Genomic DNA, 26183 nt, shown 5'->3' with positions numbered 1-26183 from the left:
TCCGCCGTGGACCTGCTGACAAAACTGAGCCTGGTCACCGGTGCCGTTGCGGCGCAGCGCCGAGCACGCTGGAGTGAGCGGCTGCGCTGGCCGCTCCGGCGCACGCCCTTCACGGTGGCCGTCCTGGTGATTTTCTGGGGGCTGGCCGCCCTCACCGGCAGCCTGTTGGCCGGACCGGGGTCGGGCCAGCTCAACGAGATCAGCGGCCAGCTGCAGCATTACCGGGATGGGCACTGGTGGACCCTGTTCACGGCCATCTTCTTCGCCACCAATCCGGCGGCGTACATCGTGTCCACCGTGCTCATCGCCGGGGCCGTCGGTTTGCTTGAGCGGCGGGCCGGTTCCCTGCCGGCGGCATTGACATTTTTCGGCGGGAATGTCGCAGCGGTCCTTGTGTTCTCGGGGGTCACGCAGCTGGCACGATACGCCGGGGACGGCTGGCTGGGACAGATGGCGGACGCGGCACAGTTGGGGCCGTATCCAGCGGTGGCGGCCTGTGCACTGGCGGCCGCCGCCCGGCTCGGCCCGCTGTGGCGACGCCGGCTGCGGGTCGGAGTGTTCGCCGTCGCCCTGATGCTCGTCCTGTACGTCGGACATGCGGAAGCGGTCCTGGCGCTGGCCGGTGCGCTGGCGGGACTGGCCATTGGACGGTGGACCACGACGGACACGGCGGAGGTCCGGTTCCACCGCTCGTCCGCCCGTGAAATAAGGAATATGCTCTCGATCGTGGTTGCGGTCTTCGCCGCCGGTCCATTGTTGGCGGCGGTGGCCAAGAGCCCGTCGGGACCGCTGACGATCGTGCGGGACATTGTGCTCAACCCCGTGCCGACGGTGAACGAGCTGCAGGCCAGCTGTGGCTCCACCATCGACGCGTCCTGCCTGCAGCTCGCGCAGACGGCCGGCGGCCTGGGTGGCACCCTGACCTTGGGACTCGCCGTCGTCCCCGCGCTCCTGCTGCTGGTGTGCGCCGAGGGTCTGCGGCGTGGACACCGGCTGGCTGTCTGGATCGTCGTCGGCGTCCAGACCCTCGTCGCCGCCCTTTCCTTCACTTACCTCTGGCTCATTTCCCGGGTCCCGCTTTACGTGCCGCATTCGCACACCACCATGCTGGGCTCCGGCTTCGCCCATTTTTTGCCGGTGGCGCTGACGCCCCTGCTGATCGCCGTCGTGCTGTTTCTGTACCGTCGGCGGTTCACGGTGTTTACCTCTCGTCGGGTCTGGCAGCGTCTGCTGGCGCTGATTGTGGTCACCGGACTGGTGCTGACGGGCAGCTACAGTGCCGCGTGGATCTCAAACGGCGGACTGCAACGGCCGCCCGGGGGGCTTCGTCCGCTGCTGGCCGAGCTGGCGCGCCAGTATCTGCCGCTGCCGCTCCCGGAACAGCTGGGGGGCACATTCGCCCGCCGGGACGCACTGGAGTCGCTGCTCTTCCATCTCTGCGGTCCACTGTTCTGGACCGTGGTCCTGCTGGGGGTTCTGACCGCGTTCCTGCTGCAGGGCCGGCGCCGGCTGCGGGAGGAAGGTGCGTTGGACCGGGCGCGCCGGCTGATCCGCACCGGCGGCGATTCCCTCTCCTGGATGGCGCTGTGGCGGAACAACGAATACTGGTTTACCGCCGACGGCAAGGCCGGGCTCGCCTATCAGGAGCACGGCACCGTGGCCCTGACCGTGGCCGGACCGTTCGGCGAACCCGCGGCGCAGGTCGGCGCGGTGGAAGGATTCCTGGACTACTGCGCCGAACGGGCGCTCACGCCGTGCTTTTACTCCGTGACCGGGACATTGTGGCCGCAGCTGCGGGCCGCGGGATTCAACCGGGCGCCGGTGGCACAGGAAACACGGCTGCGCATCGGTGAGCTCGAGTTCAAGGGCAAAGAGTGGCAGAACGTCCGGACCGCGCTGAACAAGGCCCGGAAACTGGGCATCAGCGTGCGGTGGTCCTCGTACCGGGAGTTGCCGGGCCACCTGCGCCAACAGCTCTCCGAGGTCTCCGAGGAATGGGCCGCCCGGAAGCCGGTTCCGGAAATGGGCTTCACCCTGGGTGGTCTTGAGGAGCTGAAGGACGACGACGTGCTCTGCGCGCTGGCCGTGGACGGGGACGGCAGCGTGCACGGGGTCACCAGCTGGCTCCCGGTGTTTGCCGACGGGGCCGTGGTCAGCTGGACCCTGGACTTCATGCGGCGCCGTAGCGACGGCTTCTCCGGCGTGATGGAGTTTCTCATTGCCTCCGCCGTATTGAAGCTGCGCGACTCGGTGGAGGTCATTTCGCTGTCCGGTTCGCCGCTGGCTCCGGAACGCGGCGAAACCAGAGATGGAGGCGGCGGCGGGGCTGCGGGATCCGGTGACGATGGATCCGGTGACGCTGGGGCGGGAGACGCTGGGGCGGGAGACGCGGGATCTGGAGACGCGCGATCCGGCGGCGCGGACCTGCCGCTGCAGGACGCCGCCTTGGCGCGGCTGCTCAACATTGTGGGAAAGGCCTTGGAACCCGTGTACGGATTCCGTTCGCTGGCGCACTTCAAATCCCGCTTCCAGCCGGAATACCGCACCCTGTACATGATGTACCCCGATCCGCTGACGCTGCCGGCGGTTGGACGGGCGCTGTCTTCGGCGTATCTGCCGGACCTATCGGTCCGGCAGACTGCGCGACTGCTGCGGACGCTGGTCTCCTGACGCTGTCCCAATGCGGACCGTCATCAGCTTCTGCCGAAGGGCCCGTATGCTTCCGGATCCATGTTGCCGCTGAGCGGTCCGATGCAGGAATTTAAGCTGCAGGCAAGGGAACACCTGAGTGGTCCGCCGCGGGTATTTAAGCTGCAGATAATTAAACAGATGATCCCCGGCGCCGGCCGGGGATCGTCTGTCCGCTGGCCCAGACACTGCCGGAGAACGGCACGGTCAGGGGACCGACGGCACTTAGAGAACCGACGGCACTTAGAGAGGGGTTACTCCCGTGGCCTGAGGGCCCTTGGCGCCCTGACCGATCTCGAACTGAACCCGCTGGTTCTCTTCCAGGCTCTTGAAGCCGCCGGACTGAATCTCAGAGTAGTGAACGAACACGTCGCCATCTGCATCATCGGGAGTGATGAAGCCGAAGCCCTTTTCTGCGTTGAACCACTTGACGGTTCCCTGTGCCATGTATTTCTCCTCATATTGGAACTGTTCAGCTCCGCACATTTCGTCCGGAACCTAGTCACACCGCGGGAGGAAAGCCGGGTGAAACGGACGTCCGTTCATCCGGAGAGCTCCACGCTCGCAACACGTCTTGCGAGCACGAAAACCACGTACACAAAGACTGGGATAAGCATTACATGACTCATTCCACCGGTCAACGAACGGGGGAACTATTCCCCCATTTGTTAACTGTTTCGGTCAATTTCCCCGGAGAAATGGGTATCCTAATCTGTCCTAAGCGGCCGAGGTGTGACAAAGGACCGACGACCGAGCGGCTGATGAGATACAGTACCGCTCAGGACCAGGCCTGCAGCCACGCCCCTTGCCGCAGCACCGCCGAAAGCTTCAGGTCCGCATCCACCACGACGGCGTCGGCGCGCAGCCCACGCCGCAGCCCCCCAACCTCGTCCGACAACCCCAGGACACCGGCAGGAACCGCCGTTGCCGAGAGCACCGCGTCCTGCAGCGGTATCCCCGCGGCAATCGTGCGCCGCAGAACATCGAGCAACGTCGCGGTGCCGCCGGCAATCGAGCCGGTCGCGTCAAGGGTGGCCACCCCGCCGGTGACCGTGACAGGTGAGGGACCGAGCATGTAGCGGCCGTCGGAGAGCCCGGCCGCAGCCATCGAGTCCGTCACCAGCAGGACATTGGCGGCGCCGACCAGCTCGAACACCATTCGGACCGTCTGCGGGTCGAGATGGGTGCCGTCCGCGACGAGCTCGACGGCGGCATACCCGGATTTGGCCGCGGTCAGGCACGCGGCCACGGGACCGGGGGAGCGGTGATGCATCGGCGGCATACCGTTGAACAGATGGGTGACGGTCGGCCTCCCGCTCGTGCCGTCAAAGCCCGTGGAGGAAAGGCCGTCACGCGCCTGCGTCAGCGACGCCGCCGCCGTGGCTGTATCGCAGTCCGTGTGTCCCAGGGACGGCGTAATCCCATGTACGGTCAGCAGGTCCACCAGCGCGGCCGCCCCCGGAAGCTCGGGCGCGTAGGTCATCGTGACAATCTCACCCTGCCCTGCGTCGATCAGTTCCGCCATCAGCTCCAGATCGGGCTCACGGAGCCACTGCGGGTCCTGAGCCCCGCACCGGGCGTGCGAGAGGAACGGGCCTTCCAGATGGATGCCCGCCAGCAGCCCCTCGAGAGTCATGTCGAGATATACGCCGATTCCCCTCAATAGGTCCTCCCGCGATGCCGTCACCATGCTGGCCAGCAGCGTCGTGGTGCCGCTGCGGTGCAGGAAATCCACCGCCTTACGTGCCGAGGCTTCCTCTGCCCCCGGAAAATCGCCGCCGTTGCCGCCGTGGTTGTGAACGTCGATCAGGCCGGGAAGGATCAACGAGCCGGCGGCCAGCTCCAGCCGTTCGATGCCACCGGAGCCTTCCGGACTTCCGGCCGCCGTCTTGTCCGCACCGTCAAAACCTGCACCGTCAAAAACCGAGCTGTCATAACCGGAAGCCGGGCCGGCGTAAATAATCCTGTCGCCCTCGATGGCCAGGACGCCGTCGTCGGTAATGGTCCCGTCCGTCACCAGCGTGCCGGCCAACAGTTTCCTGTCCAGGCTGCCGCTGTCCTGCCCGGGCGATGCATTTGAAGTCATGCTTCGATTCTAGTCAGCCTGCCGGTCGGCTCTTGAATCCCGCTAGAACAACCGAGAGGAGGTGTCATCCACTCCGCGCATAGCGTCATAATCCAGCGTGAGGCACTCGATCCCGCGGTCAACGGCCAGTACCTTGGCCTGCGGCTTGATTTGCTGCGCGGCAAACACGCCGCGGACCGGTGCCAGCAGCGGGTCCCGGTTCAGCAGCTCAAGGTAACGAGTCAGCTGCTCCACGCCGTCTATATCGCCCCGGCGCTTGAGTTCCACGGCGACAGTGCCACCCGTTGCGTCCCGGGCCAGGATATCCACCGGTCCGATTGCCGTGAAATATTCGCGGCGGATCAGCGTGAAGCCCTCGCCCAAAGTATGGATCTGCGCGGCCAGCAGACGCTGCAGATCGGCTTCAACCCCGTCCTTGATCAGGCCCGGATCGACTCCCAGATCGTGGCTGCTGTCATGGAGCTGCTCATATATATTGATGATCAGCCGGTCATCGGTCTTGGCCGACTGGACCACCCATTGCTCCCGGACGCCCTCCTCCAGCTCTGTTTGTGCCGGCGTCGTCCTCCTGACCGTCGCCGGGGGACTCATCCAGTTCAGCGGCTTATAGGAGCCGCCGTCGGAATGGACCAGGACCGAGCCGTCCGCTTTGACCAACAGCAGTCGGATGGCCAACGGCAGATGAGCCTTAAGGCGGCCGACGTAATCTACGGAGCAACGAGCTATAACTAAACGCACGCACAGTACTCTACCGTCCCGCCCGGGTCCGCATCCTTCCGGCCGGTCCCAAGTCCGTCCGGCTTCTGGCTGAACTAAGGCAGAATGGATCCATGCCCCGTTCCAACCGCCCCCGCCGCGCCGCTGGCGGCAGGGCGGCCCAGCAGAACGCCGCTCCCGAAGACCTCGATCTGGAGCGGGCCCGCTCGGGCTTCCCGCACCGCGAGTCCGCGCCCGACGGCGAGTGGATGGTGCGGCCCGTGACGGCGCGGAACGCCGCCAAAATCTACACCTGCCCGGGCTGCCACAGGCCCGTCCAGCCCGGCGTGGCACACCTGGTCGTGTGGCAGGAAGATTCCCTCTTCGGCGCGGCATCCGCCCTGACGGACCGCCGGCATTGGCACACGAACTGCTGGCAGTCACGAAGCTACAAATACCGTTGAATGAATCTCCCGGCGATCCCGGTTGTGGCCGAATCCGCGCAGCGCCGGGTCGTGGCGGAACCTTGCGCGGTGGCTGGCAGTGGCACAACGGGGCGCGTTCGCTCATGACCGCGCCATTGGACTGGTTAACGGTCACGGCACGGGACCGGAGAGGGCGGGTGGATTGAAGAATCTGTTGCGGCGCGGTTTTTGGGCAGGGTCGACATCCGGAGATGCCACCCAATGAGGTATGTCATCGATGAGGATGATCTTCGCCTGACCAGCATGGACGACATGGTGATCGAAGGAACACGTTAAAGCTCCTGTGTTGACATCGGTTTCCCCGCCGTTTTCCCAGAAATCGATGTGATGGACTTCGGTCCATGCTGCGGGCATCGTGCAGCCGGGCCGAATACAGCCTTTGTCCCTTGCAATGATCGCCAGACGCTGGGCCCGGGTATGGAATCGTCGCCGGCGCCCGTAGTTGAGAATCTGGCCACTCCCGCCGAGCACGATCGGGATCAGATTGGCATCGCAGGCAAGCCGGCGGATGTTGCCGGCGTCAACGGGCCCCGTGAAGGCGAACCGGCCCGTCGAGCGCCCGGTCTCCAGCCGGTTGAAGAGTTCATGGTAATCGATGGTTACCATGATGTTGGGCCGGTGACCGCCCGCTTCAGGCAGGTCACCGGTCTGTAGCGCGATACCACACCCGGTCACCAGCGCATCGAGCAGGCGCTGCTGCCGCGTGCGGGTATCCATCGCTCTTTCCACGACTGTCAAGGACCGCGGGTTCGTGCCGGTATTCATCACCGTCAGCAACGTCTCATACTGTGGCTGGTCCGCATGGATTTCCAAGTGGTGGAGTCCGCGGTACAGGCCTTTGTAGTGCACGCCCTGCCTGGCCTGCAGCTCGGTTTCTGTCGGTGAGGTCCCGTTCTGGTCGACCCCCAGTACCCATTGACGGATCTGCGGATCCAGGCAATCCGGGTCCGTGAGCCTCGTTTGCTCGGCGAGTGCGCCCTCGATGATGGCAAGGGAGTGCGGGTCGGTTTTGAGCTTCATCTTGTGCAGGGCACGGGAGACCCTGATCAGGGACTCAATGGACGCGTCCCCGCTGGCCGCCGCAGCTGCCAGGGCCGGGAACTTCGGCGCAATCATTTCCCCAGTAAGGGACAGTGCAGGCAGAAGATCCCGGCCCAGGAACACCCGGCGGTTCGCTTCCGAGTAGGAGATCCTTAGCCGGCAGACCAGGAATTCCTGCACATTGCGGTACGGCGACTTCTTCCGTCCCGCCCGGATCGCCGGGCCCGTCCCTGGAGACGGCATCACCTCCGTTTCCCCGTGAGCGGCACGGCGCCGACGACGGAACCCGCGGGAGCAGCAGCTGCAGCAACGACCTGGCCGGTCCCGTGGGGCCCAGGGCTTCCGCCGGACACTGCTCCCACCACAGTGGTGTCCGCCACAGTGGTGTCCGGCGCAGTGGTGTCCGCCACAGTGGTGTCCGGCGCAGTGGTGTCCGGCGCAGTCGTGTCCGGCGCAGTCGTGTCGGGTGCAGCTGGCTCTCCCGCCGGAGCCGTGTCCCAGCCGAACGAGGCCGGCTCACCGCCGAACGGGGCCGGCACTTCTGTATTGTCGGCATCATTATGGGCATCGGCGTCGCAGGCGGTTACCGGGCTGTCCCAGGTAAAGGCGGTGTCAGTATCCCCGGTGGCGTGGAAATTCTGGGTGTCTATGGCGTGCGCGGCAATGATTTGGCCCTGCTGCACGTAGCGGAACATTCTCTCCAGCAGGTCGGCGCTTTCCAGCACCGAGTTCTTCGTCATTACCGGGGCGCTGCCGGCATACCCGGCAACGAAGGACCTGACCACGTCAACGGCCGCCGCCAGTTCCACGGTGTCCATCACGCCTGCCATTCCTTGTGTACTCATGCCTCAATTTTATCCAGCGGCACTGACAAAACCGGGTCGGGACCCAAGCTGTGGACCCCGGTACCTTTTTAGTAGCCCCTAATTGAGTAAGAATTGGGTTGCTGGCCTGTTGGTTCCCGGCATGATTTATGCCCCCAGTCTTCAATGATCCGGGGGGTGATGTCACCGGGATCCGATAGGTGTCAGGGGATCGCTAATAGGGACCGGACCAGCGGCAGTTTTTATCGTGGCAGGTCAGCCGTAACGTGGATGCCGACTCTTGTCGCCGCAGGACAGACCAGCGCTGTTTTACAGGTCTCGGATGCGGGAGGTTTTGAGGTTGATTAAGGATTACGAGAGTATCGATGTCTTCAGCGGAGTCGATGTCGGCAAGAGCAATCACCACGCGGTGGCGCTGGATAAATCCGGGAAGAAGCTGCTCGATAAGGCTTTGCCTCAGGACGAAGCGAAGCTGCGGGCGATCATCGACACACTGGCCAAAAACGGCACGCTACTGCTGGTCGTGGACCAGCCCGCCACCATTGGTGCGCTGCCGGTGGCGACGGCCCGGGCCGCCGGAATCCTGGTCGGTTACCTGCCCGGGTTGGCGATGCGCCGGATCGCGGATCTGCACCCCGGCGAGGCTAAAACCGACGTGTTAACCGAACTAACCGGGCCCACGCCGGAGAACCGTAGGCGGCGCCGGCTGGTATCGGCTAGGTTCTGTTCTCATGGTCAACGAAGAGAACATGCCGCGGGTACTGTCCGAGCTGGTGGTGCCGCCCTCGGGTGCGTTGAAGGCCACCGGCAATCCCTTCGAACCGTATCGGCTGGTTGATGGCGCCGGAGCGACGATAGGACCGGCGGCGGCGTTCTTCTGCGAGCTGGTGGCCTGCGGGCGGCCGGCGACGACACTGCGGTCCTATGGCATGGACTTGTTGCGCTGGTTTCGATTCCTGGCGGCCCTTGGGATGGCGTGGGATCAGGCAACCCAGGTCGAAGCGCGTGATTTCTGCCGTTGGTTGCAGGTGGCGCTCAAGCCGGTTCGGCGTCATTGGCGTTACCCCGAGGGTGGAGGGCCGGGTTCAGACGCGACGCCCGGGTCGGATAGGGGGAATCCAGGGCCGGGCAAGGCCCCGGACGGCGACAGGTATGCTGCGGTAACGGTGGCGCATTGCGAGAGTGTGTTGCGTGGCTTCTACGACTTTCACCTGGAAGCGGGCACCGGGCCGATGCTCAACCCGTTTCCTCTGGCCCGTGCCCGTGGAGGCAGCCGGGCGGGGGCGCATCACAACCCGATGGATGCGTCTGCCGGGCAGCGCCGCGGCCGCTACCGGCCCAAGGTCGTGACCCGGGTTCCACGGGCGATCCCGGATGACCAGTTCGATCGGTTGTTCGCCCAGCTGGGGTCGCATCGGGACCGGGCGTTGGTCGCGTTCTGGGTCTCGACCGGTGCCCGGGCTTCGGAGCTGTTGGGGGCCACGGTGGCTGATGTTGATCCCGGGCAGCAATTGGTCACCGTGGTGCGCAAGGGAACCGGCGCGTTGCAGCCATTGCCTGCCGCGCCGGACGCGTTCGTCTGGTTGCGTCTCTATCAGGCACAAGTGTCGGGCTTGGTTCCGCCGGGCAGGGATGAACCGTTGTGGTGGACGTTGCGCCGTCCGTTCCGGGCCTTGACCTATGATGCGGCACGGGCGATGTTCGATCGGGCGAATACATCGCTGGGCACGGCGTGGTCGCTGCACGACCTTCGCCACACGGCCGCCTACCGGATGGCCCAGGATCCGAAGATGCCGTTGACCGACGTGCAATGGGTCCTGGGTCATGCATTTTTATCGACCACGCAGCGCTATTTGAACCCCGTGACTGAGGACGTGATTGCCGGAGTGCTTGCCTTTCATGCCCGGCAGCTCCTGCGTGACCCCGTGCCTGCACCTGCACCCGGTTACCGGCCCGAAAGCCTGCAGATCCTCTTCGGAGGGAACCAGCCATGACGGGCAGCGGACAACTGCATGCTCCGCCGGTGGCCAGTGATGCGGCGGCGGGCCGCACAGTTGCGCAAACCGGGGCGCAGCTGATGGCCGCGTTCCCCGCGCGCGGGGTTGATCCTTCGTGGCCTTCGACCTGTGATGATAGTTCCGCGGTGCTGGCCCGCGTGCTTGCGGCACCGTTCAGCTTGGAGAATCCGAACAGCCAGCGGATCCGCCGCACGGGAGTGTTGGCGGTGCTGGGCTGGCTGGCCGGTTTCCCCGGCGGGAACTGGCAACAACGGTGGCAGGCCAGCGGCGCGGAGGCTGCCGGCGACTGGCGGGACTTGTTCGTTGGCGAGTCCGTCGGCCGGTCGCGGAACGCCCCTGGGGAGCCCGCACCCCACCTGAGCATCGGCCTGATGGTGCTGATCTGCGCCGATGTGATCCGTCCGGGCCTGAACTGGCTGTTGCGTTTCGCCCCGGCGCGACGGGCATTGGCCCCCGAGATGGCGCGCACCCGCGACAGCACGGCGTTCGCCGCCCTGAACCGGGCCTGCACCGAAGCGCACCTGGAGTCGCAAACCAGGCAACAGGCCCTGACACGGATCGCGGTCATCATGGCCGTCAAGGGAGGACCGGTCTCGGCGGTGCGGGTTGGAGACTGCGTTGAGCTGCTCGCGACCGTCACCAGTATCGGCACCGGGACCCAGACCAACGCCCGCAGCCCGCTGTTCTATCAACTGCTGCGCCAGCACGGTGTCTTGGGCGAGGATGCCCCCGCCGCCCTTGAAATGTTCTCCGGCAACGGCCAATCCACCTGCGAGCAGCTGATCGACCGGTACAAGATCAAGTGCCTGCCGGTCCGGGACGTGCTCGTGGACTACCTGCGGGAACGCCAGCTGGCGATGGACTTCTCGTCATTGCAACGCACCGCCTACCTGTTGGGCAAATTGTTCTGGGCCGACCTCGAAGCCCACCAGCCAGGGATCGATTCACTGAAGTTCTCCCGCGAGGTCGCCGCGTCTTGGAAAAAGCGGGTCATGACCCGTGCCCGCACCAGCACCTCGGCCAACGGGGAGCAGATCCAAAGGACGTCGGCACGGCTGGATGGACGCAGCGTTTTTTCTGCCGTGCGCGCCTTCTACCTGGACCTGGCCGAATGGGCCGATGACGACCCCGCACGGTGGGGTGAGTGGGCAGTGCGTTGCCCGGTCAGCGCCACGGATGTCTCCCACAAAAAAGACCGGTTGGCCCGCAAATCACGCACGGACCAACGCACCCGCGAACGGCTGCCGGTGCTCCCGGCACTGATCTCATGGGTGCAGACCGAACGGGCACTCACCAGCGACCTGCTGGCAGCCGGGACACGCACCGTCGCGGGTGAACTTTTTACCGCTGCCGGCCAAACACTGCGCAGAACGGCCATGAAAACCGAAACCACCAGCCGGGTCTGGGCCGAGGACCCGGACGGCGGACCACGCCGCGATCTGACGTTCGGAGAGCATCGCGGTTTCTGGACCTGGGCCATGGTCGAGGTGCTGCGCCACACGGGCATTCGCATCGAAGAACTCGGCGAACTCTCACACCACAGCCTGATCCAATACCGGCTCCCCGACACAGGGGAACTGGTTCCCCTGCTACAGATCGCCCCTTCCAAAACCGACGCCGAACGCATACTGGTCATCTCACCAGAACTCGCCGACGTGCTCTCCCAGATCGTCTCCCGAATCCGCGCCGGGCAACCCCACGTCCCGCCGGTAGTGTCCTACGACAAAAACGAACGCGTCTACAACCCGCCCCTGCCCCTGTTGTTTCAATGGCGGCGGCGACTGGACCACCGGGCAGTATCCGAAGGCGCCCTGCGCCAATACCTCGACCACGCCCTGGAAGAACTCGGCATCAAGGACGGCGGCGGCACCCCGATGCGCTACACCTTCCACGACTTCCGCCGGATCTTCATCACCGACGCGATCATGCACGGCATGCCACCGCACATAGCCCAACTCGTCGCCGGACACCGCGACATCAACACCACCATGGGATACAAGGCTGTCTACCCCGAAGAAGTCATCAACGGCCACCGTGAATTCATCGCCCGCCGCCGCGCGCTACGCCCCAGCCAGGAATACCGAACCCCCACCGACGCGGAATGGGCCGAGTTCATCGGCCACTTCGAACACCGCAAGGTTTCCGTCGGCGACTGCGGCCGCTCCTACGACACGCCCTGCATCCACGAGCACAGCTGCCTGCGCTGCCCGCTGCTGCGGCCCGATCCCACAGCCAGACCCCGCCTCGCACAGATCCGCGACAACCTCATCGACCGCATCGCTGAAGCCGAGTCCCACCGCTGGCTCGGAGAAGCCGAAGGCCTCAAAGTCAGTCTCGCAGGGGCGCGGGCCAAACTTGCCGAAATGGACCAGATCACCGAACGCCGAACCACGACCCAACTCGGCATGCCCACCTTCACCCAAGCCGCCGGCCGCACCAACATCAACCCACCCGACCCCCGAATCGGCCCGTAATATGGACGATTTCCGGCTCTTGTGACATATCCGTGGGCGTGACCTGCGCGCCTTAACGACCACACGCCGCTTTCTACCTAGGATTTTTGACTGTCAAAGGTACAAAAATCGAGGTTGGAAAACGGCGTGCAGAAATCAAGCATATGGTGCACCCTGCTGGGTGTCGAAAAAACGATTGTCCGGGGTCTGGATTTCGAGGAGGACACCGGTGTTTTCATCGCCTTGGTGAGCCCCATGAAGTCCATGCGCAACCGGTGCGGGATCTGTTCCAGGCGGTGCCGCCGATACGACCGCGGCGGTGGTCCCAGGAGATGGCGGACCCTGGATCTGGGAACCATCGAAACCTACCTGGTCGCCGAATCACCGCGGGTGCGCTGCCCCGAGCACGGGGTCACCGTCGCCGCCGTCCCGTGGGCCCGGCACCAGGCTGGCCACACAGGATCTTTGACCAGCAGATCGCCTGGCTGGCCACCCAGACTTCCAAGAGCGCTGTCACCCAGTTGATGCGCATCGCCTGGCGCACCGTGGGCTCGATCATCGATCGGGTTTGGAAAGACACCGCCGCGACCTTCGACCCGTTCGCGAACCTGACACGCATTGGCATTGACGAGATCTCTTACAAGCGCGGACACAAGTACCTCACCGTGGTCGTGGACCATGATTCGGGCCGGCTCATCTGGGCCTCGCCGGGACGGGACAAGGCCACCCTGGGCAAGTTCTTCGACGCTCTGGTGGACGAACGGTGCACCGAGATCACGCATGTATCCGCGGATGCGGCCGAGTGGATCGCCACCGTCGTGGCCGCGCGCTGCCCCCAAGCGGTCCGCGTGGCCGACCCGTTCCACATCGTCATGTGGGCCACCGACGCCCTGGATGCAGAGCGGCGCACCGCCTGGAACCGGGCACGGAAAGCGGCCCGGGAGAACGAACCGGCCCGTGGCCGCGGACGACCACCCAAGGTCGCGCCGGAGAGGCCCGACAGTGAGCGGGCCACCAAGCTGAAGAACAGCCGCTACGCACTCTGGAAGAACCCCGAGGACCTCACCGAAAAGCAGCAGGCGAAGCTGTCCTGGATCGTGCAGACCGACCCCGTCCTGGGCCGGGCCTACTACTTGAAGGAAGGGCTGCGCACGGTCTTCAAGCTCCCTTATGCCGAAGCCGTGGTGGCCCTGGACCGATGGGTGTCCTGGGCCAGGAGATCCAGGATCCCCTCCTTCGTGAAACTCCAAAAGGCCATCGTCAAGCACCGCGACAGCATCCTGGCATCCATCGAACACGGGCTGTCGAACGGACGGATTGAATCCATGAATACGAAGATCAGGCTGATCACCCGGGTGGCGTTCGGGTTCAAGTCCCCCGAGACCCTGATCAGCCTGGCCATGCTCAGCCTGGGTGGCCGTAAACCGGTGCTCCCGGGACGGAAATGACCCACGGATGTGTCAGGAGAGCCCGATTTCCCTGCAATTTCATAGTTCGGAGAAGATGCCCGGGACGCGTACATCATCGCCGAGGAGCCCGGACGATGCCGCACACCCTGCGCTCGATCGAGGTCGCCGATGAGCAGATCGCCGAGCTGTCGATGCTGTGCGGTTTTGATGATGATCTGACCCAGCAGACCACCGCTACATCAAACCGTATCCGCGGGCTTCTGACCCAGATCCACCCGGCCCTCGAACGGGTGATCGGCGCACACCTGGACCACCCGGCAATGGCGGAGCTGCTGGTGAAATATCCGACCCCCACCGCACTGAAGACCGCCGGCCAGGCACGGGTGGCCACGTACCTGGCCAAGTTCGCCCCGCGGGCAGGCAAACACTGGGCAGCCGATATCTTTACCGCCCTCGGCGAGCAAACCGTGGTCGTCGCCGGCACCGCCGGAGCCGGCATCGTGCTGCCCCAACTGGCAGGCATGCTCGCCGGTCTGCGTAAAGCCCGGGTCGAAGTCCATACCCGGGTCGAGGCGCTCGTGGAGGCCCACCCTCTTCACCTCGTCCTGAGCTCGATACCGGCGGTCGGGATCAGGACCGAAGCCAGGATCCTCACCGAAGTCGTCGGTAAACACTTCGCCACCGCCGGGCATCTGGCCTCCTATTCCGGACTGGCGCCGGTGACCTGGCGATCAGGGACGTCCATCCGGGGAGACCACCCCTCCAGGAAGGGCAACAAGATCCTCAAGCGCGCTCTCTTCCTGTCCGCGTTCGCCGCCCTCAAGGACCCCACCTCACGGGACTACTACGACCGAAAACGCGCCCAAGGGAAACGCCACAACCAGGCCCTGATCGCCCTGGCCCGGCGCCGCTGCGACATGCTCTTCGCCATGCTCAGAGACATGAGCATCTACGAAGAAAAAACCCCAAAAGCGGCTTGACAAAAACATAGGGACACCCCCCCCCGTAATCACCGGTACCTGTGCAGGGGGAGATCCTCCGATTTGTATGGAATCGGGGCAGGTATCAAGATCGGGGGCGAGTGATTGCAAGGCGCAGGCGGCGTTCAATTGATTTCGATTGAACGGTTTAAGCGTCCTTGCCACTTCGTGCCGACCACGCCGCCAACCCGCCGCTGATGCGCGTAATGTGCCTGTTGGCGCCGCTAAACTGAGACGCATGACTTTCGACCCTGCATCGTTTGTATATTCCATATCGGGAGTGCCGGAGCTAATCCGTGCCGCTTCCGTGCTCCCGGCCCGGCGCGAGAACATCGAGCTGACGACGGACGACGGGCTGCGCCTGGTGGGAGAGCTGGCGGTCCCTGAGTCGGGAGAGATCAGGGGGACCGTGATTACCCTCCACCCGCTGCCCACGCACGGCGGGTTCATGGATTCCCATGTATTTCGGAAGGCGTCGTACCGGCTGCCGGCACTGGCCGGGATCGCCGTGCTGCGATTCAACACCAGAGGCACATCCTCTCCGCGCGGTCAGAGCGACGGATCGTTCGATGGGGGTATCTCGGAGCGGGCCGACGTGGCAGCCGCGGTGGATTTTGCGCTCCGACGGCGGCTGCCGAACCGGTGGCTGGTCGGCTGGTCTTTCGGCACCGAGCTGGTGCTCAAATACGGCTCGCGTGAACCCGTGGCCAGCGCCGTCGAAGGAGCGGTGCTGTTGTCGCCCCCGCTGCATCGGGCCACCGATGAGGACCTGGATGCCTGGGCCGCCGGGCGAAAGCCACTGACCGCGCTGGTCCCCGAATTCGATGACTATCTTCGCCCGGTGGAGGCCGCCGCGCGGTTTGCCCGGATTCCGCAGGCCGCGGTCATCGGCATCGACGGTGGCAAGCACTTATGGGTCGGCGAGAAATTCACCGCGAGGGCATTGAACGAGATTGCGTCCGCGGTGCTCGGCTCTCCCGGCACGGTGCTGCCCGCCGAATGGGATGGGCCGCTGTCATCGGCGGCTCAATAGCGGGCCTGCAGTCCCTGGCGGCCCGGACACCCGACGTCAGCCGCCCGCTGGCCCGCCCGTCCGCCGTCCTGCCTGCGGCGCCTAATGCTTATCCTGGCGCGCTATGTACACTTCCTTGATCAGCAGCATCACGGCGGCGGCGGTGGGAATGGCAATCAGCGCGCCGAGCACCCCCAGCAGGCTGCCGCCGGCGATCACCGATATCACCGCGACGGCGCCCGGCACGGCCACCGCCTTCTGCATGATCCGCGGCGAGATGAAGTACGCCTCGAACTGCAGATAGGCGAAGTAGAAGATGGCGAAGAATACCGCCGTCTGCCAGCCCGCGGTGAGCGAAACCAGGATCACCACGATGGCGGCAATCATACCGCCGACCAGTGGAATGAAGGCCAGAAGCGCGACGACGAATGCCAGCAGAACGCTGAACGGGACGCCAAGAACGGTCATCAGAATGAAGGCGAAGGTCGCGTTAATGACCGCGACGCAGACCTGCCCAATCACGTAATTGCCGACCGAGCGGGTGATTTCTTCACTCAGCCTTTGCACTCTGGCACGCCGCGAGCGCGGCGCCAGCCGGTAGCCCCAGCGCTTCATCGCCGGCAGCGATGCCAGGAAATACAGGCTCAGAACCAGGACCACCAGCGCGCCGAACAGGCCGTTGGCGATGGTGCTGCCGACTCCCACGACACCACCGAAGATGCCGCCCACGGCCTGGGAATCCTGGAAGAACTTGGCGACTGACTCAGTGATCCTGTCGCGCACGTGGTATTGACTGTCCACGTTCTTGAAGAAGTCCGAATTCAGGAAATCCGTGATCCAGATGGGTGCCCTGTCGATGAGCTGGGTCGTCTGTTCCACGATGGTGGGAATCAGGGTGGCGAAGAACCCGGCAACTAAGGCGACCAGGACCGCCACCGAGATCAGGATGCCGAGGGGTCGGGGCACCTTGCGGGCCTCGAGCCAGCGGACCACCGGATCAAGCCCCAATGCGATGAACAGCGCGGCCAGGATCCACAGCAGAAGCTGCGCGGTGTTGGTGAGCATGTAGTAAAGGAACAGCGCCAGGCCGATTCCGACGGCGGCCATGAAGCCCATGTAGATCGGGTGCTGCACGGACATCCGTGGGCCCGGGGCGCCGAATCTGGTGTTCTCGGATTTCGCCGGACCGGCGGAATCCGGTGCGGCCTCGGGCGGCATTTCGAACCGGCGCCGCGGCTGGGCTCCGGGAATGGGACGGTGGAGCTGAACAATCGACCGCTTGAAGAATCCGGGGCGCGCGGAGGTCAGGACCGACGCGACCTCCACCGGGACGGGGTCCTGTTGCGGTTGAATGGGATCATCTGCTGAGCTCAAGAGGGTTCGCTGCTTTCACATTTGACGTTACGGGTCACCGGAGGCGGGCATCGGGACCGGTGGCTCTTCGTGCCAAACATTATCAGCCGGACAAGGGTGAGCAATGACTCATTGGGGCCGCACACTCCCGCGGCATCTTCTGTACATCCGCGTCAGCGCGGGTCCGCCCGGCCGCGGCTGGTTCCGCCGGAGCGGCTTATGACGGGGTCGAAACAGCCCTAAAACGCTTCGAAAATCCCCATGATATAGCAAAACGGTTAGGCTTATGGGAAGCAAAATCGTCTTTTTCAGCCGACGTTAGGCATATTAGTGCGTTCTAAGACAGCAATTGCCCTGGCCATTCTGGGCCTGTTGCTCCTGGGGCTCGGGATCGGGCAGCGGACTCTCTGGCTCCCGCCGGATACCGTCACCGCATCTGTGGCCCAGGGCGCGAAAAGCGCTCCGGTGACCGTTGTTGATTCCGGCGTCCGGACCCTGCACGGCACCCCCGTCACCCTCCACGTGAAGTCCGCCGGTCCTATTGTGCTGGTTGCGGGCCGTTCCGACGACGTTGACGCCTGGGTTGGCAAGGCCGCGCACCTGAGCGTAACGGGGGTCGACTCCGATTACAAGACTCTCACGACAACGAGCACCGAGGGCGAGGCCACCGTTCCCAACCCCACCGGATCCGATCTGTGGACCCAGCAGGAAACCGCCAGCGGCGAGCTGAGGTATCAGTGGACACCGCCGGCCGATGGCAACTGGTCGCTGCTGATCGCCTCCGACGGCACCGCCGCCGCTCCAACGGATATTTCGCTGACCGCACCCAACGACACCGACACGCCGTGGGCGGTCCCGCTGATGGTGATCGGGGCGTTGATCCTGGTCGCTGGCGTGCTGATGCTGTTGTTCCGGCCCAAAAGGGGCCGGCGCAGCCAGGTGGGGACGCCAGCCACCGGGACACGGTCGGGGAAGACCGCCAGTAGGTCCGTAAGCAGGTCCACTGATGCGCGGGCCGGCGGCCCTGTTGATGGGCCGGCAGTCGCTCCGGCCGAAAAATCCGCGGACAAGCCCGCTGGCCAGCCGGACGAAAAGCCCGTTGACAGGCCGGCGGACAAATCCAAGGGTGAGTCCGGGAAATCTCTTTTTGCGGGGCGGGCTCCACTCACGGCCGCTGTGGTGGCACTGCTGTTGACCGGCACGGTGGTTCCGGCCGCCAGCGCCGCGACCACGCCGCCGTCGTCCGACACCGGCTCCGCCTCCCCAAGCGCTGCGACGAGCGGTTCGCCGTCGCCGTCGTCGTCGGGCACCGGCACCGCAATGGCCGACGCATCAGCTCCGGCCGAGGTTCCCGTGCTGCTGGACGGGCAATTCAGCCGTATTCTTGACGCCGTCGCCAATACGGTGGCCGGCGGAGACGCGGCGAAGGACGCCGGAAAGCTGCAGGACCGGGTATCCGGTTCGGCTCTGGAACTGCGCGGCGCGAACTACAGGATCCGCTCGCAGGTCGCCGACTACCCGGCCGTCACGCCGGTGGCAAGTTCGAAGCTGCTGACCAAGGTGGTCAGCACCAGCCGGTCCTGGCCGCGCACCGTCATGGCGGTCACCCAGGGCGGGGACAATCCGGTCCCTCAGCTGCTGACATTGGTGCAGAACACGCCGCGGGACCCCTACCGGCTGGATCAGGCGACACCGCTGCTGCCCGGGCAGACCTTCCCCGGCGTCGACAAGAAGGGCGCCGGCACCTTGGCTATGGACGACAAGACCGCGCTCCAAATGTCCCCGGATGCGGCGCTGGCCGCACTGAGCGACCGGTTGACCAAGTCGGACAGCCAGTGGAAGGACAAGATCACCGATCCCGTCTATATACCGGACGTGGATTCCTACAAAGCCGACATTGCCGCGAAGGGGCCGGACGCGACGTACGCTTTCTCGCACACTCCGGTGCCGGGTACCGGCCGCGTTCTGCGGACGGCCGACGGCGGCGCTCTGGTGATTGCCGACGTCCACTTTAACGTCGACGCAACGTCCCAGGCCGAGGCCAAGCTGACCGTGGGAGCGGACGCGGCGGTCTTCGCTGGTAGCACGGAAACGACCAAGGGGTTTGTGCTCAACTTCGGCGAACCCGTGGTCCTCTATGTCCCGCCGGCCGGTTCCACGGGTAATATGATCCTGCTGTCGGCTACCCGCGGCCTGATCGGTGCCAGCTTCAAGTAGGTCTTCGCTGGCTGGTCCGCGGGCTGGCCATTCGGTCCGGGGCGCGGTCCGGGGCCCGGTCCCGACCGCGGTCCGGAGGTCCACTGGTAACGCCCGCAGTACTGCCACAGATAGAGTAAAACCATGAGTCAACCAGGTTCCCTTCCTGTCAATCCCGCTTTCGCCTCGGGCATCAACCTCCGCGGCGCGGTGGACCTGTCCGCGCTGAAGAATCCGCGTCCAGCGGCGCCCGTTCCGGCCCCGCCGGGTACCGACGCCGGGCCGGAGGACCAACCGGCCGAGGGCGGTGCCCCCGCCAGCGCCTACGCGGTCGATGTCACCGAGCAGAGCTTCCAGGAGCTCGTTCAGGTCTCCGCTCAGGTGCCCGTTGTGGTGTCGTTGGGCGCTGCCTGGTCGGGGCAGTGGAGCAGTTTGAACCTCATGTTGGAGCGGCTGGTGACCGGTTATGCCGGCCGGCTGCTGCTGGCCCGGGTCGACGCCGAAGCAAGCCCGCAGATTGCCCAGGCCTTCGGCGCCCAGGCGATCCCTACGGTGGTGGCGCTGATCAACGGCCAGCCGGTACCCCTTTTCGAGGGCGAGATGCCACAGGAACAGGTCGGGCGCCTGCTCGACGAGCTGCTGAAGGTGGCCGCCGCCAATGGCGTTAACGGCAGCCTAGGGCAGGACGCGGAGGCAGGCGCCGAGGGGGAGGTCCCTGCCGCGGCGCTGCCGCCGCTGCACCAGGCCGCCTACGACGCCATCGAGGCCGGGGACTACGACGCGGCCGGGACGGCGTACCGCCAGGCCCTGGCGGAACAACCTGCCGACGCCGACGCCAAGATCGGTCTGGCGCAGGTGCAGCTTATGCAGCGCACCGCCGTGATCGATACCGATCGCGCCGACGTCCTGCGCCGCCAGGCGGCGGAGGACAAGGATGATACGGAAGTTCAGCTGGCCGTAGCGGATCTGGACATTGTCGGCGGCCACGTGGAGGAGGGCTTCGGCCGGATCCTTTCCTTCATTGCCGGCCATTTCGGTCCCGAGCGTGAAACTGCACGGGTCCGCCTGCTGGAACTGTTCGACGTCGTCGGCGTGGGCGATCCGCGCGTGGCGAAGGCCCGGCAGACGCTGGCCCGCGCGCTCTTTTAGGCCCACGCGATCTTTTAAGACTGGCGGAACCGGCCGCACCCCGCTGGAATTCGGTGTGCGCTCGCAGCAGGAGTTTATGACGGTATTTGACGGACTCGCCCGTCCGTAGACTGGGGACGTTCTCGGCGCTCCGCTGCTGTTAGTATCCTTTGCTGGTCGCACTGGTTCGGCTCAAGCCGGTACCGGGCCGACCCCGGGTCCCCGGAGCCGGGGCAGGGCTGCTGTGGTTCGGCCCGTGATGAGCAGGAGTAGATCACCGAGGGAACCCTCGATGAAGGGGCCTTCGCCGACCGAGAGGTCGGTGTCGGTGGCCGTCAGACGAATCCCCTGCATTTTACGGCGCGCGTGGAATGGCCAACCCATTGCCCACACCCGCTCGAAGCCCGCATGCGTCGCGTCAAGTGGCATGGGCCGCCGAATTCCCAGCGGGACGGCGATATCCTGGCCGTGCACCAGTGCGTCCATGAGGAGGTTGTCCTCATTGGTAATCGCCGGCATCGCGCGAGCCGCCGCGTCCCGACGCAACTCCTCAACGATGGTCCCGGTTGGGCGCCGCGCATGATCAATCGCAATCCGCGCGCCGGCCATCCACAAGTTGCCGCCCGCACGAACCAACGCCGCGGCCAGGACCGGAACCGTCGGCGCGGTCGGCGTCATGGCTACGTGCGCCGCAACATCCCGGACGCGCCATCGCGCGCACAGCGACGGCTGCTCCCACTGATCCGGGCTCAGGCCCTCGAGCATGTCTGCCAGGCTGAACCGCTCTGACTCGAGCGCCGCCCACTGCGTGTCGTCCATGGCTTCCATCTCCAATTATGGTATGAAGTTCTTAGATGTCGAGCTTTCGTCATCCATGAGCTCATGCAGCACATCGATCGGCATGCCCGCGTCGGCCTGGGGGCGTTTCCGGCAAAACACACCCATGGTCAGCACCTCAGATGCGGGGCGGGACGAAGCCTTCCGTGTTGCGATGTGCGGGCGGAATGTCCGGCGCCGCAGGGGCGTTACCCTCGGTGTGACCAACTCAAAACTCTTCACGCCGATGACGCTGCGCTCCATGGACCTCTCGCACCGCGGTTGGGTTTCGCCGATGTGCCAGTATTCCGCCGATCCGGAGGCAGCCCCCGGGGTTCCCACGGACTGGCACCTGATGCATCTGGGGCAGTTCGCCGCCGGGGGAGCGGCACTGATCCTCACCGAGGCCAGCGCCGTTAACGCTGAGGGGCGGATCAGTCCGCGGGATGCCGGCATCTACAACGATGAGCAGGCCCGGGCATGGCACCGGATCACGGAGTTTGTGCACTCCACCGGCTCGGTACAGACCAAAATCGGTGTGCAGCTGGCGCATGCCGGACGGAAGGCCTCCACATACTGGCCATTCTCCGGACGCACCGGGAGCGTGCCGGCAACGGACCATGGCTGGCAAGCCGTAGGCGCCACGGATGAGTCCTTTGACGGTTATGCCGCGCCGCGGGCCATGACCGAAGGGGAAATTAATGCCGTCATCGATGACTTTGCCGCTGCCGCCGACCGGGCCGTGCTGGCCGGCTTCGATACCGTGGAGATCCACGCGGCGCACGGCTATCTGCTGCACCAGTTCCTCAGTCCGCTGGTCAATACCCGCACGGATGCGTGGGGCGGAGACGAGGAAAGCCGCAGCAGGCTGACGCTGGACGTCATTGACGCCGTGCGCGCCCGCATTCCGGACGGCATGCCGTTGCTGCTGCGGATCTCCGCTACGGACTGGACATCCGGCGGTCTGGATGCGGACAGCTCGGTCCGGCTGGCCCGCCGCGCTGCGGATCATGGGGTGGACCTGATCGATGTTTCCAGCGGCGGAGCCGTTCCCGGGGCGAAGATCCCGGTGGGCCCCGGATACCAGACGGCCTTCGCCGAGCAGATCCGCCGCGAAACGGACCTGAGCGTCGGCGCCGTCGGCCTCATTTCGACTGCGGACCAGGCGGAGCACCTGCTGGCCACCGGCCAGGCGGACGGCATCTTTCTGGCGCGCGCGGCGCTGCGGGATCCGCACTGGTGGCAGCGCGCGGCCCATGATTTGGGTGCGGATCTGCCGTGGGCTCCGCAGTACGAAAGGGCGGCCGCCACCAGGGGGAAATACTAGCGGCAGCGGAGCGGGGCCGGGATGAAATCATCCTTTTTGATGTCTTGCCCCTGCCGGGCCGGCTGCTAGCGTGGCGGTATGACCGACGCCCCGAAAAATTCCGCTTCCCCGCCGCGTCCTGCCCCCCTGCCGGCCGCTACGGGCGGGATCGACGCCCCGCCGGCACTCGTCATCAGGGGACTGGCCAAGCGGTTCGGCGGGAAAATCGCCGTCAACGGCATCGACCTGGACGTACCGTCCGGCTCGTTTTACGGACTCGTTGGACCCAACGGCGCCGGTAAAACCACGTCGCTGTCCATGGCCACCGGACTGCTCCGCCCGGATTACGGCAGCGTTTGGGTGCACGGGGTCAACGTCTGGGACCACCAGCTGCAAGCCAAGAAGCTGATGGGAATACTGCCCGACGGCGTCCGGCTCTTTGACAGGTTGTCCGGTGAGCAGCTGGTGACCTATGCGGGGCTGCTGCGCGGGATGGACCGGGAGACCGTGGCGGAACGCGTGAAAGACCTGCTGGCGGTGCTCGATCTGGCCAAGGACGCCGGCACTCTGGTGGTTGATTACTCCGCGGGTATGACCAAGAAGATCGCGCTCGCCTCCGCGCTGATCCACGCTCCGCGGCTGTTGGTCCTTGATGAGCCGTTCGAATCGGTCGACCCGATTTCGGCGGCGAACATCCGTGACATTCTGCAGGGCTATGTCAGTTCCGGTGGTACCGTCATTGTTTCCAGCCACGTCATGGATCTGGTGCAGCGCATGTGCGACCACGTTGCGGTGATCGCCGGCGGAAACGTGCTGGCGGCGGGGACGGTGGATGACGTCCGCGGTGCCATGAGCCTGGAAGATAAGTTTGTTGAACTGGTGGGCGGACGCAACCAGACCGAGGGGCTGACATGGTTGCGCACCTCCTGAGGCTCAAGCTGTTACTGCTGCGTAATTCGCTGCGCCGCTCTCCGATGCAGCTGGTGGGCATTGTGGTTGGTGGTCTCTATGGTCTGGGCATCCTCGTGCTCGCCATCGTGGGTCTCGCCGCCCTCAGCGCCGTGGAGCTTGAGGTGGCCAAAACCGTGGTCGTCCTGGCCGGGGCGGCCGTTCTCGTCGGCTGGCTGGTGATTCCCGTCCTGGCGGCGGGCGTGGACATGACGCTTGACCCGGCGAGGTTTGTCACCTTCGCGGTTCCAATGCGGGAGCTGTTGACCGGTCTGGCCCTGTCCGGTTTCCTGGGGGTCCCCGGAGCCGTTACTTTGCTCGCGGCGCTGGGCACGATCGGTACGTGGTGGAAACACCCAGCGGCGATGCCGGCGGCGCTGGTCTGCGCCGTGCTGGCGGTCCTCACCTGCATCGTGGCCTCCCGGGCGATGACCTCTGCCAGCGCCAATCTGGCCTCGTCCCGGCGGTTCAAGGACCTGAGCGGTGTGGTGCTGATTGTTCCGCTGGTGCTGTTGGGCCCCATCATCACCAGCCTGTCCCAGGGATTGACCAACTTGGCTGAGTATCTTCCGGCGTTGGCGCGGACCGTTTCATGGACGCCGCTCGGTGCGGCCTGGTCCGTCCCTGCGGACCTGGCCGCCGGCGCCTACGGCGAGGCCGGGCTTAAATTCCTCATGGCCGTGGGAACGCTGGCGGTCCTGACCTGGCTGTGGAAGATCTCGCTGGCCAAGGCGTTGGTCACCCCGGCCCACAGCAGTGGGGTGAGTCGCGGAGGCGGTCGGCTCGGTTTCTTCAAGCTCTTCCCCGGCACACCGACCGGAGCGGTGGCGGCACGGTCGCTGACTTACTGGTTCAGGGATCCGCGCTATTCCATGGGGTTGATCATTGCACCGGTCCTGCCGTTGGTCTTTATGATCAGCGGGGCCGGAAGCGGCAACTACGCGGTGCTGGACTTCGCCGCAGCCATCGCCGTCGGCCTGCTGGTCTGGTCGATTTCGGCGGACATTTCCTACGACAACACGGCCTTTGCGCTGCACGTTGCCACCGGTGTCAGCGGTACGGCCGACCGCGCCGGGCGGGCCTTGGCCTGTGCGGTGTTGGCGCTGCCGCTGGGACTGCTCTACGCGCTGGTCGGCGCAGCGGTCCATGGAACCTGGGCGTTCCTGCCCGGTTCCCTAGGCCTGATGATCGGAACCCTGCTCAGCGGGCTGGGGCTGGTCAGCGTATTCTCCGCCCGGTTCACATTCAACGCGCCGGCCCCCGGCGACAGCCCGTTCAAGTCCCGCCCCGGAAACGGATTTGCCGCAGGGCTAATGCAGCTGGCCGGGTTTGCCGGTTTCGGTGTGCTGGTTCTGCCTGAGCTGGTCCTGGTCATGGTTGCCCAGGGGACCCGGCAAGTGCTCTTCGCCTGGCTGGCCCTGGCCGTGGGACTGGTCCTTGGCGGGGTGCTGTTCGCCGGAGGACTCCGCGTTGGCGGACGGCTGTATACCCGGCGGGCACCGGAACTGCTGTTGGCGGTGTCCAGGGACGCCTAGCGGTGGCGTGCACATGGGACATGGGATATCTTCGAGAAGAGCACGTTTTTGTAGGAATCGTCACATGCTGGCCGGAGTTAAACCCGGCCAGGAAAGGTAGGGATCCATGGAGGTAGTAATCCTCCCCAGCAGTAAGGAAATCGGCGCTCGGGCCGCGGACGCCATCGAGGCGCTGGTTCGCCGCAAACCGGAGGCCGTGCTGGGTCTGGCAACAGGCTCGTCCCCGCTGCCGATCTACGACGAGTTGGCTCGCCGCCACGACGAGACCGGGCTCAGCTTTGCGCGGGCGCAGGGCTTTGCGCTGGACGAGTACGTAGGGCTGCCGGCCGGCCATCATGAGTCCTACCGGGAAGTGATCCGCCGCGAGTTCACCAACCGGGTGGACATCGCGCCGGAGAATGTGCATGGCCCGGACGGCTCCGCCGATGATGTCCTGGCAGCGTGTCAGGCATACGAGGTCGCCATCAAGGCCGCCGGGGGCGTGGACCTGCAGATTCTTGGCGTCGGCACGGACGGGCACATCGGATTCAACGAGCCCGGCTCGTCCCTGGCATCGCGCACGCGGATCAAAACGCTGCTGGAACAGACCCGCAAGGACAATGCGCGGTTCTTTGAGCACCTGGACCAGGTTCCCCATCATGTCGTCACCCAGGGGCTGGGCACCATCATGGACGCCCGGCATGTGCTGCTGGTGGCCACCGGGGCCCACAAGGCGCAGGCCGTCCGGGATTTCATCGAGGGGCCGGTCGCCGCCATCTGCGCCGCCTCTGTGCTGCAGTTCCACCCGCATGCCACGGTCATGTTGGACGAGGCGGCGGCGTCATCGCTGCAGCTTGCGGACTTTTACCGTCACACCTATGACAACAAGCCGGAGTGGCAGGGATTCTGACCCCTGGCCGCTGGATCGCGCGGGTCCCGACGGGCGCCCGGGCACCAGCTGCGGACAGATGCCCCTTGGCACGTGGCGTGCAGCGGACGCGTCCGTCCGTTTGGGGGTGTGGGGGCAGCTCTGCCGGTCGGGTCCACTACGGCACGCCTCGTTCGTCGACCCGCACGCAACGTTCGACGGCGGCTGAATCCGCCGCTCTGGTTGGCGCGTACCGCGGTGCTGCCGCTCAAAGTACGACGGCGGCTGATACCGCCGCTCTGGTTGGCGGTCCGCGGTGCTGGCGCTCGAAGCACGACGGCGGCAGGTGCTTGGGAAGCCCG

General features: G+C 65.5%; 18 protein-coding genes and 3 pseudogenes. 14 read left to right on the top strand and 7 right to left on the bottom strand.

Going from position 1 to position 26183, the window contains the following annotated elements; all coding sequences use genetic code 11:
- Nucleotides 1-6: 6 nt before the first annotated feature.
- Nucleotides 7-2670, top strand: coding sequence for a bifunctional lysylphosphatidylglycerol flippase/synthetase MprF (locus ACLLJI_RS13770; RefSeq protein WP_434613191.1), 2664 nt, complete (start codon nt 7-9; stop codon nt 2668-2670).
- 261 nt (nt 2671-2931) lie between these two features.
- Here ACLLJI_RS13770 and ACLLJI_RS13765 read toward each other — a convergent pair whose 3' ends face one another.
- The 3 genes from ACLLJI_RS13765 to nucS form a co-directional block, all read right to left on the bottom strand.
- Nucleotides 2932-3135 carry a cold-shock protein gene (locus ACLLJI_RS13765; RefSeq protein WP_283561038.1) on the bottom strand — a complete coding sequence of 68 codons (204 nt, stop codon included), beginning with the start codon at nt 3133-3135 and terminating at the stop codon, nt 2932-2934.
- A gap of 331 nt (nt 3136-3466) precedes the next feature.
- A complete protein-coding gene (locus tag ACLLJI_RS13760) occupies nt 3467-4774 on the bottom strand; it encodes an N-acetylglucosamine-6-phosphate deacetylase (RefSeq protein WP_434613187.1) in 1308 nt (435 codons plus the stop codon).
- Nucleotides 4775-4816: 42 nt separating this feature from the next.
- The gene (gene nucS / locus ACLLJI_RS13755; RefSeq protein ID WP_434613184.1) at nt 4817-5512 is read right to left on the bottom strand and encodes an endonuclease NucS; all 696 of its coding nucleotides are present in this window, start codon (nt 5510-5512) and stop codon (nt 4817-4819) included.
- Between the two features lie 92 nt (nt 5513-5604).
- On the opposite strand from nucS, the gene ACLLJI_RS13750 reads away from it, so the two are divergent.
- Nucleotides 5605-5934: an ATP/GTP-binding protein gene (locus ACLLJI_RS13750; protein ID WP_283561035.1), complete on the top strand. Its 330-nt coding sequence runs from the start codon at nt 5605-5607 to the stop codon at nt 5932-5934.
- 132 nt (nt 5935-6066) lie between these two features.
- Here ACLLJI_RS13750 and ACLLJI_RS13745 read toward each other — a convergent pair whose 3' ends face one another.
- Both ACLLJI_RS13745 and ACLLJI_RS13740 read right to left on the bottom strand, forming a co-directional pair.
- Nucleotides 6067-7239 (bottom strand): DUF222 domain-containing protein, encoded by a 1173-nt coding sequence (locus ACLLJI_RS13745; protein WP_434613180.1) that lies wholly within the window; start codon nt 7237-7239, stop codon nt 6067-6069.
- Nucleotides 7239-7841, bottom strand: coding sequence for a hypothetical protein (locus ACLLJI_RS13740; RefSeq protein WP_434613177.1), 603 nt, complete (start codon nt 7839-7841; stop codon nt 7239-7241). The genes ACLLJI_RS13745 and ACLLJI_RS13740 overlap by 1 nt, the downstream gene beginning before the upstream one ends.
- A 301-nt stretch (nt 7842-8142) precedes the next feature.
- Between ACLLJI_RS13740 and ACLLJI_RS13735 the strand changes: the two are divergent.
- The 6 genes and pseudogenes from ACLLJI_RS13735 to ACLLJI_RS13710 all read left to right on the top strand — a co-directional run.
- Nucleotides 8143-8475 (top strand): annotated as a pseudogene (locus ACLLJI_RS13735) (IS110 family transposase); the annotation flags it as partial.
- A 76-nt stretch (nt 8476-8551) separates the two neighbouring features.
- A complete protein-coding gene (locus tag ACLLJI_RS13730) occupies nt 8552-9814 on the top strand; it encodes a tyrosine-type recombinase/integrase (protein ID WP_434613174.1) in 1263 nt (420 codons plus the stop codon).
- Nucleotides 9811-12312, top strand: coding sequence for a tyrosine-type recombinase/integrase (locus ACLLJI_RS13725; protein ID WP_434613171.1), 2502 nt, complete (start codon nt 9811-9813; stop codon nt 12310-12312). Before ACLLJI_RS13730 ends, ACLLJI_RS13725 begins: the two co-directional genes overlap by 4 nt.
- 126 nt (nt 12313-12438) lie before the next feature.
- Nucleotides 12439-13739: pseudogene (locus ACLLJI_RS13720) on the top strand (ISL3 family transposase).
- A gap of 54 nt (nt 13740-13793) precedes the next feature.
- Nucleotides 13794-14680, top strand: a pseudogene (locus ACLLJI_RS13715) (IS110 family transposase); the annotation flags it as partial.
- Nucleotides 14681-14918: 238 nt separating this feature from the next.
- Nucleotides 14919-15713 (top strand): alpha/beta hydrolase, encoded by a 795-nt coding sequence (locus ACLLJI_RS13710; protein ID WP_434613168.1) that lies wholly within the window; start codon nt 14919-14921, stop codon nt 15711-15713.
- An 81-nt stretch (nt 15714-15794) separates the two neighbouring features.
- Here ACLLJI_RS13710 and ACLLJI_RS13705 read toward each other — a convergent pair whose 3' ends face one another.
- Entirely contained in the window at nt 15795-17066 is a 1272-nt protein-coding gene (locus ACLLJI_RS13705; RefSeq protein WP_434613165.1) for an AI-2E family transporter, read from the bottom strand.
- Between the two features lie 309 nt (nt 17067-17375).
- On the opposite strand from ACLLJI_RS13705, the gene ACLLJI_RS13700 reads away from it, so the two are divergent.
- Both ACLLJI_RS13700 and ACLLJI_RS13695 read left to right on the top strand, forming a co-directional pair.
- On the top strand, nt 17376-19262 hold the full coding sequence (locus tag ACLLJI_RS13700) for a hypothetical protein (RefSeq protein WP_434613162.1): 1887 nt from the start codon (nt 17376-17378) through the stop codon (nt 19260-19262).
- A 123-nt stretch (nt 19263-19385) separates the two neighbouring features.
- Nucleotides 19386-20390 (top strand): co-chaperone YbbN, encoded by a 1005-nt coding sequence (locus tag ACLLJI_RS13695; RefSeq protein WP_434613159.1) that lies wholly within the window; start codon nt 19386-19388, stop codon nt 20388-20390.
- A gap of 171 nt (nt 20391-20561) precedes the next feature.
- Here ACLLJI_RS13695 and ACLLJI_RS13690 read toward each other — a convergent pair whose 3' ends face one another.
- Nucleotides 20562-21188: a maleylpyruvate isomerase family mycothiol-dependent enzyme gene (locus ACLLJI_RS13690; RefSeq protein ID WP_434613156.1), complete on the bottom strand. Its 627-nt coding sequence runs from the start codon at nt 21186-21188 to the stop codon at nt 20562-20564.
- Between the two features lie 172 nt (nt 21189-21360).
- Between ACLLJI_RS13690 and ACLLJI_RS13685 the strand changes: the two genes are divergently transcribed.
- From ACLLJI_RS13685 to nagB, 4 genes are all read left to right on the top strand, one after another.
- The gene (locus tag ACLLJI_RS13685) at nt 21361-22512 is read left to right on the top strand and encodes an NADH:flavin oxidoreductase/NADH oxidase (protein WP_434621532.1); all 1152 of its coding nucleotides are present in this window, start codon (nt 21361-21363) and stop codon (nt 22510-22512) included.
- Between the two features lie 78 nt (nt 22513-22590).
- Nucleotides 22591-23421, top strand: a complete 831-nt coding sequence (locus ACLLJI_RS13680) for an ABC transporter ATP-binding protein (protein WP_434613153.1) — start codon at nt 22591-22593, stop codon at nt 23419-23421.
- Nucleotides 23403-24974 carry a transporter gene (locus ACLLJI_RS13675; protein ID WP_434613150.1) on the top strand — a complete coding sequence of 524 codons (1572 nt, stop codon included), beginning with the start codon at nt 23403-23405 and terminating at the stop codon, nt 24972-24974. Before ACLLJI_RS13680 ends, ACLLJI_RS13675 begins: the two co-directional genes overlap by 19 nt.
- 106 nt (nt 24975-25080) lie before the next feature.
- The gene (gene nagB / locus ACLLJI_RS13670) at nt 25081-25863 is read left to right on the top strand and encodes a glucosamine-6-phosphate deaminase (protein ID WP_283561027.1); all 783 of its coding nucleotides are present in this window, start codon (nt 25081-25083) and stop codon (nt 25861-25863) included.
- Nucleotides 25864-26183 lie beyond the last annotated feature (320 nt).

This window comes from Arthrobacter sp. A5, assembly GCF_051131705.1.
Classification (GTDB): Bacteria; Actinomycetota; Actinomycetes; order Actinomycetales; family Micrococcaceae; genus Arthrobacter_M.
Note: the sequence above shows the minus strand (reverse complement) of the source record. Positions and strands in the feature narration are given on the sequence as shown.

What these genes read in the sequence shown, in the direction of transcription:
- nagB (WP_283561027.1), top strand. Translation starts at nt 25,081, where the DNA reads ATGGAGGTAGTAATCCTCCCCAGCAGTAAGGAAATCGGCGCTCGGGCC.
- ACLLJI_RS13765 (WP_283561038.1), bottom strand. Translation starts at nt 3,135, where the DNA reads ATGGCACAGGGAACCGTCAAGTGGTTCAACGCAGAAAAGGGCTTCGGC.
- ACLLJI_RS13680 (WP_434613153.1), top strand. Translation starts at nt 22,591, where the DNA reads ATGACCGACGCCCCGAAAAATTCCGCTTCCCCGCCGCGTCCTGCCCCC.
- ACLLJI_RS13710 (WP_434613168.1), top strand. Translation starts at nt 14,919, where the DNA reads ATGACTTTCGACCCTGCATCGTTTGTATATTCCATATCGGGAGTGCCG.
- ACLLJI_RS13690 (WP_434613156.1), bottom strand. Translation starts at nt 21,188, where the DNA reads ATGGACGACACGCAGTGGGCGGCGCTCGAGTCAGAGCGGTTCAGCCTG.
- ACLLJI_RS13750 (WP_283561035.1), top strand. Translation starts at nt 5,605, where the DNA reads ATGCCCCGTTCCAACCGCCCCCGCCGCGCCGCTGGCGGCAGGGCGGCC.
- ACLLJI_RS13760 (WP_434613187.1), bottom strand. Translation starts at nt 4,774, where the DNA reads ATGACTTCAAATGCATCGCCCGGGCAGGACAGCGGCAGCCTGGACAGG.
- ACLLJI_RS13675 (WP_434613150.1), top strand. Translation starts at nt 23,403, where the DNA reads ATGGTTGCGCACCTCCTGAGGCTCAAGCTGTTACTGCTGCGTAATTCG.
- ACLLJI_RS13745 (WP_434613180.1), bottom strand. Translation starts at nt 7,239, where the DNA reads ATGCCGTCTCCAGGGACGGGCCCGGCGATCCGGGCGGGACGGAAGAAG.
- ACLLJI_RS13685 (WP_434621532.1), top strand. Translation starts at nt 21,361, where the DNA reads ATGTGCGGGCGGAATGTCCGGCGCCGCAGGGGCGTTACCCTCGGTGTG.
- ACLLJI_RS13725 (WP_434613171.1), top strand. Translation starts at nt 9,811, where the DNA reads ATGACGGGCAGCGGACAACTGCATGCTCCGCCGGTGGCCAGTGATGCG.
- ACLLJI_RS13740 (WP_434613177.1), bottom strand. Translation starts at nt 7,841, where the DNA reads ATGAGTACACAAGGAATGGCAGGCGTGATGGACACCGTGGAACTGGCG.
- ACLLJI_RS13695 (WP_434613159.1), top strand. Translation starts at nt 19,386, where the DNA reads ATGAGTCAACCAGGTTCCCTTCCTGTCAATCCCGCTTTCGCCTCGGGC.
- ACLLJI_RS13730 (WP_434613174.1), top strand. Translation starts at nt 8,552, where the DNA reads ATGGTCAACGAAGAGAACATGCCGCGGGTACTGTCCGAGCTGGTGGTG.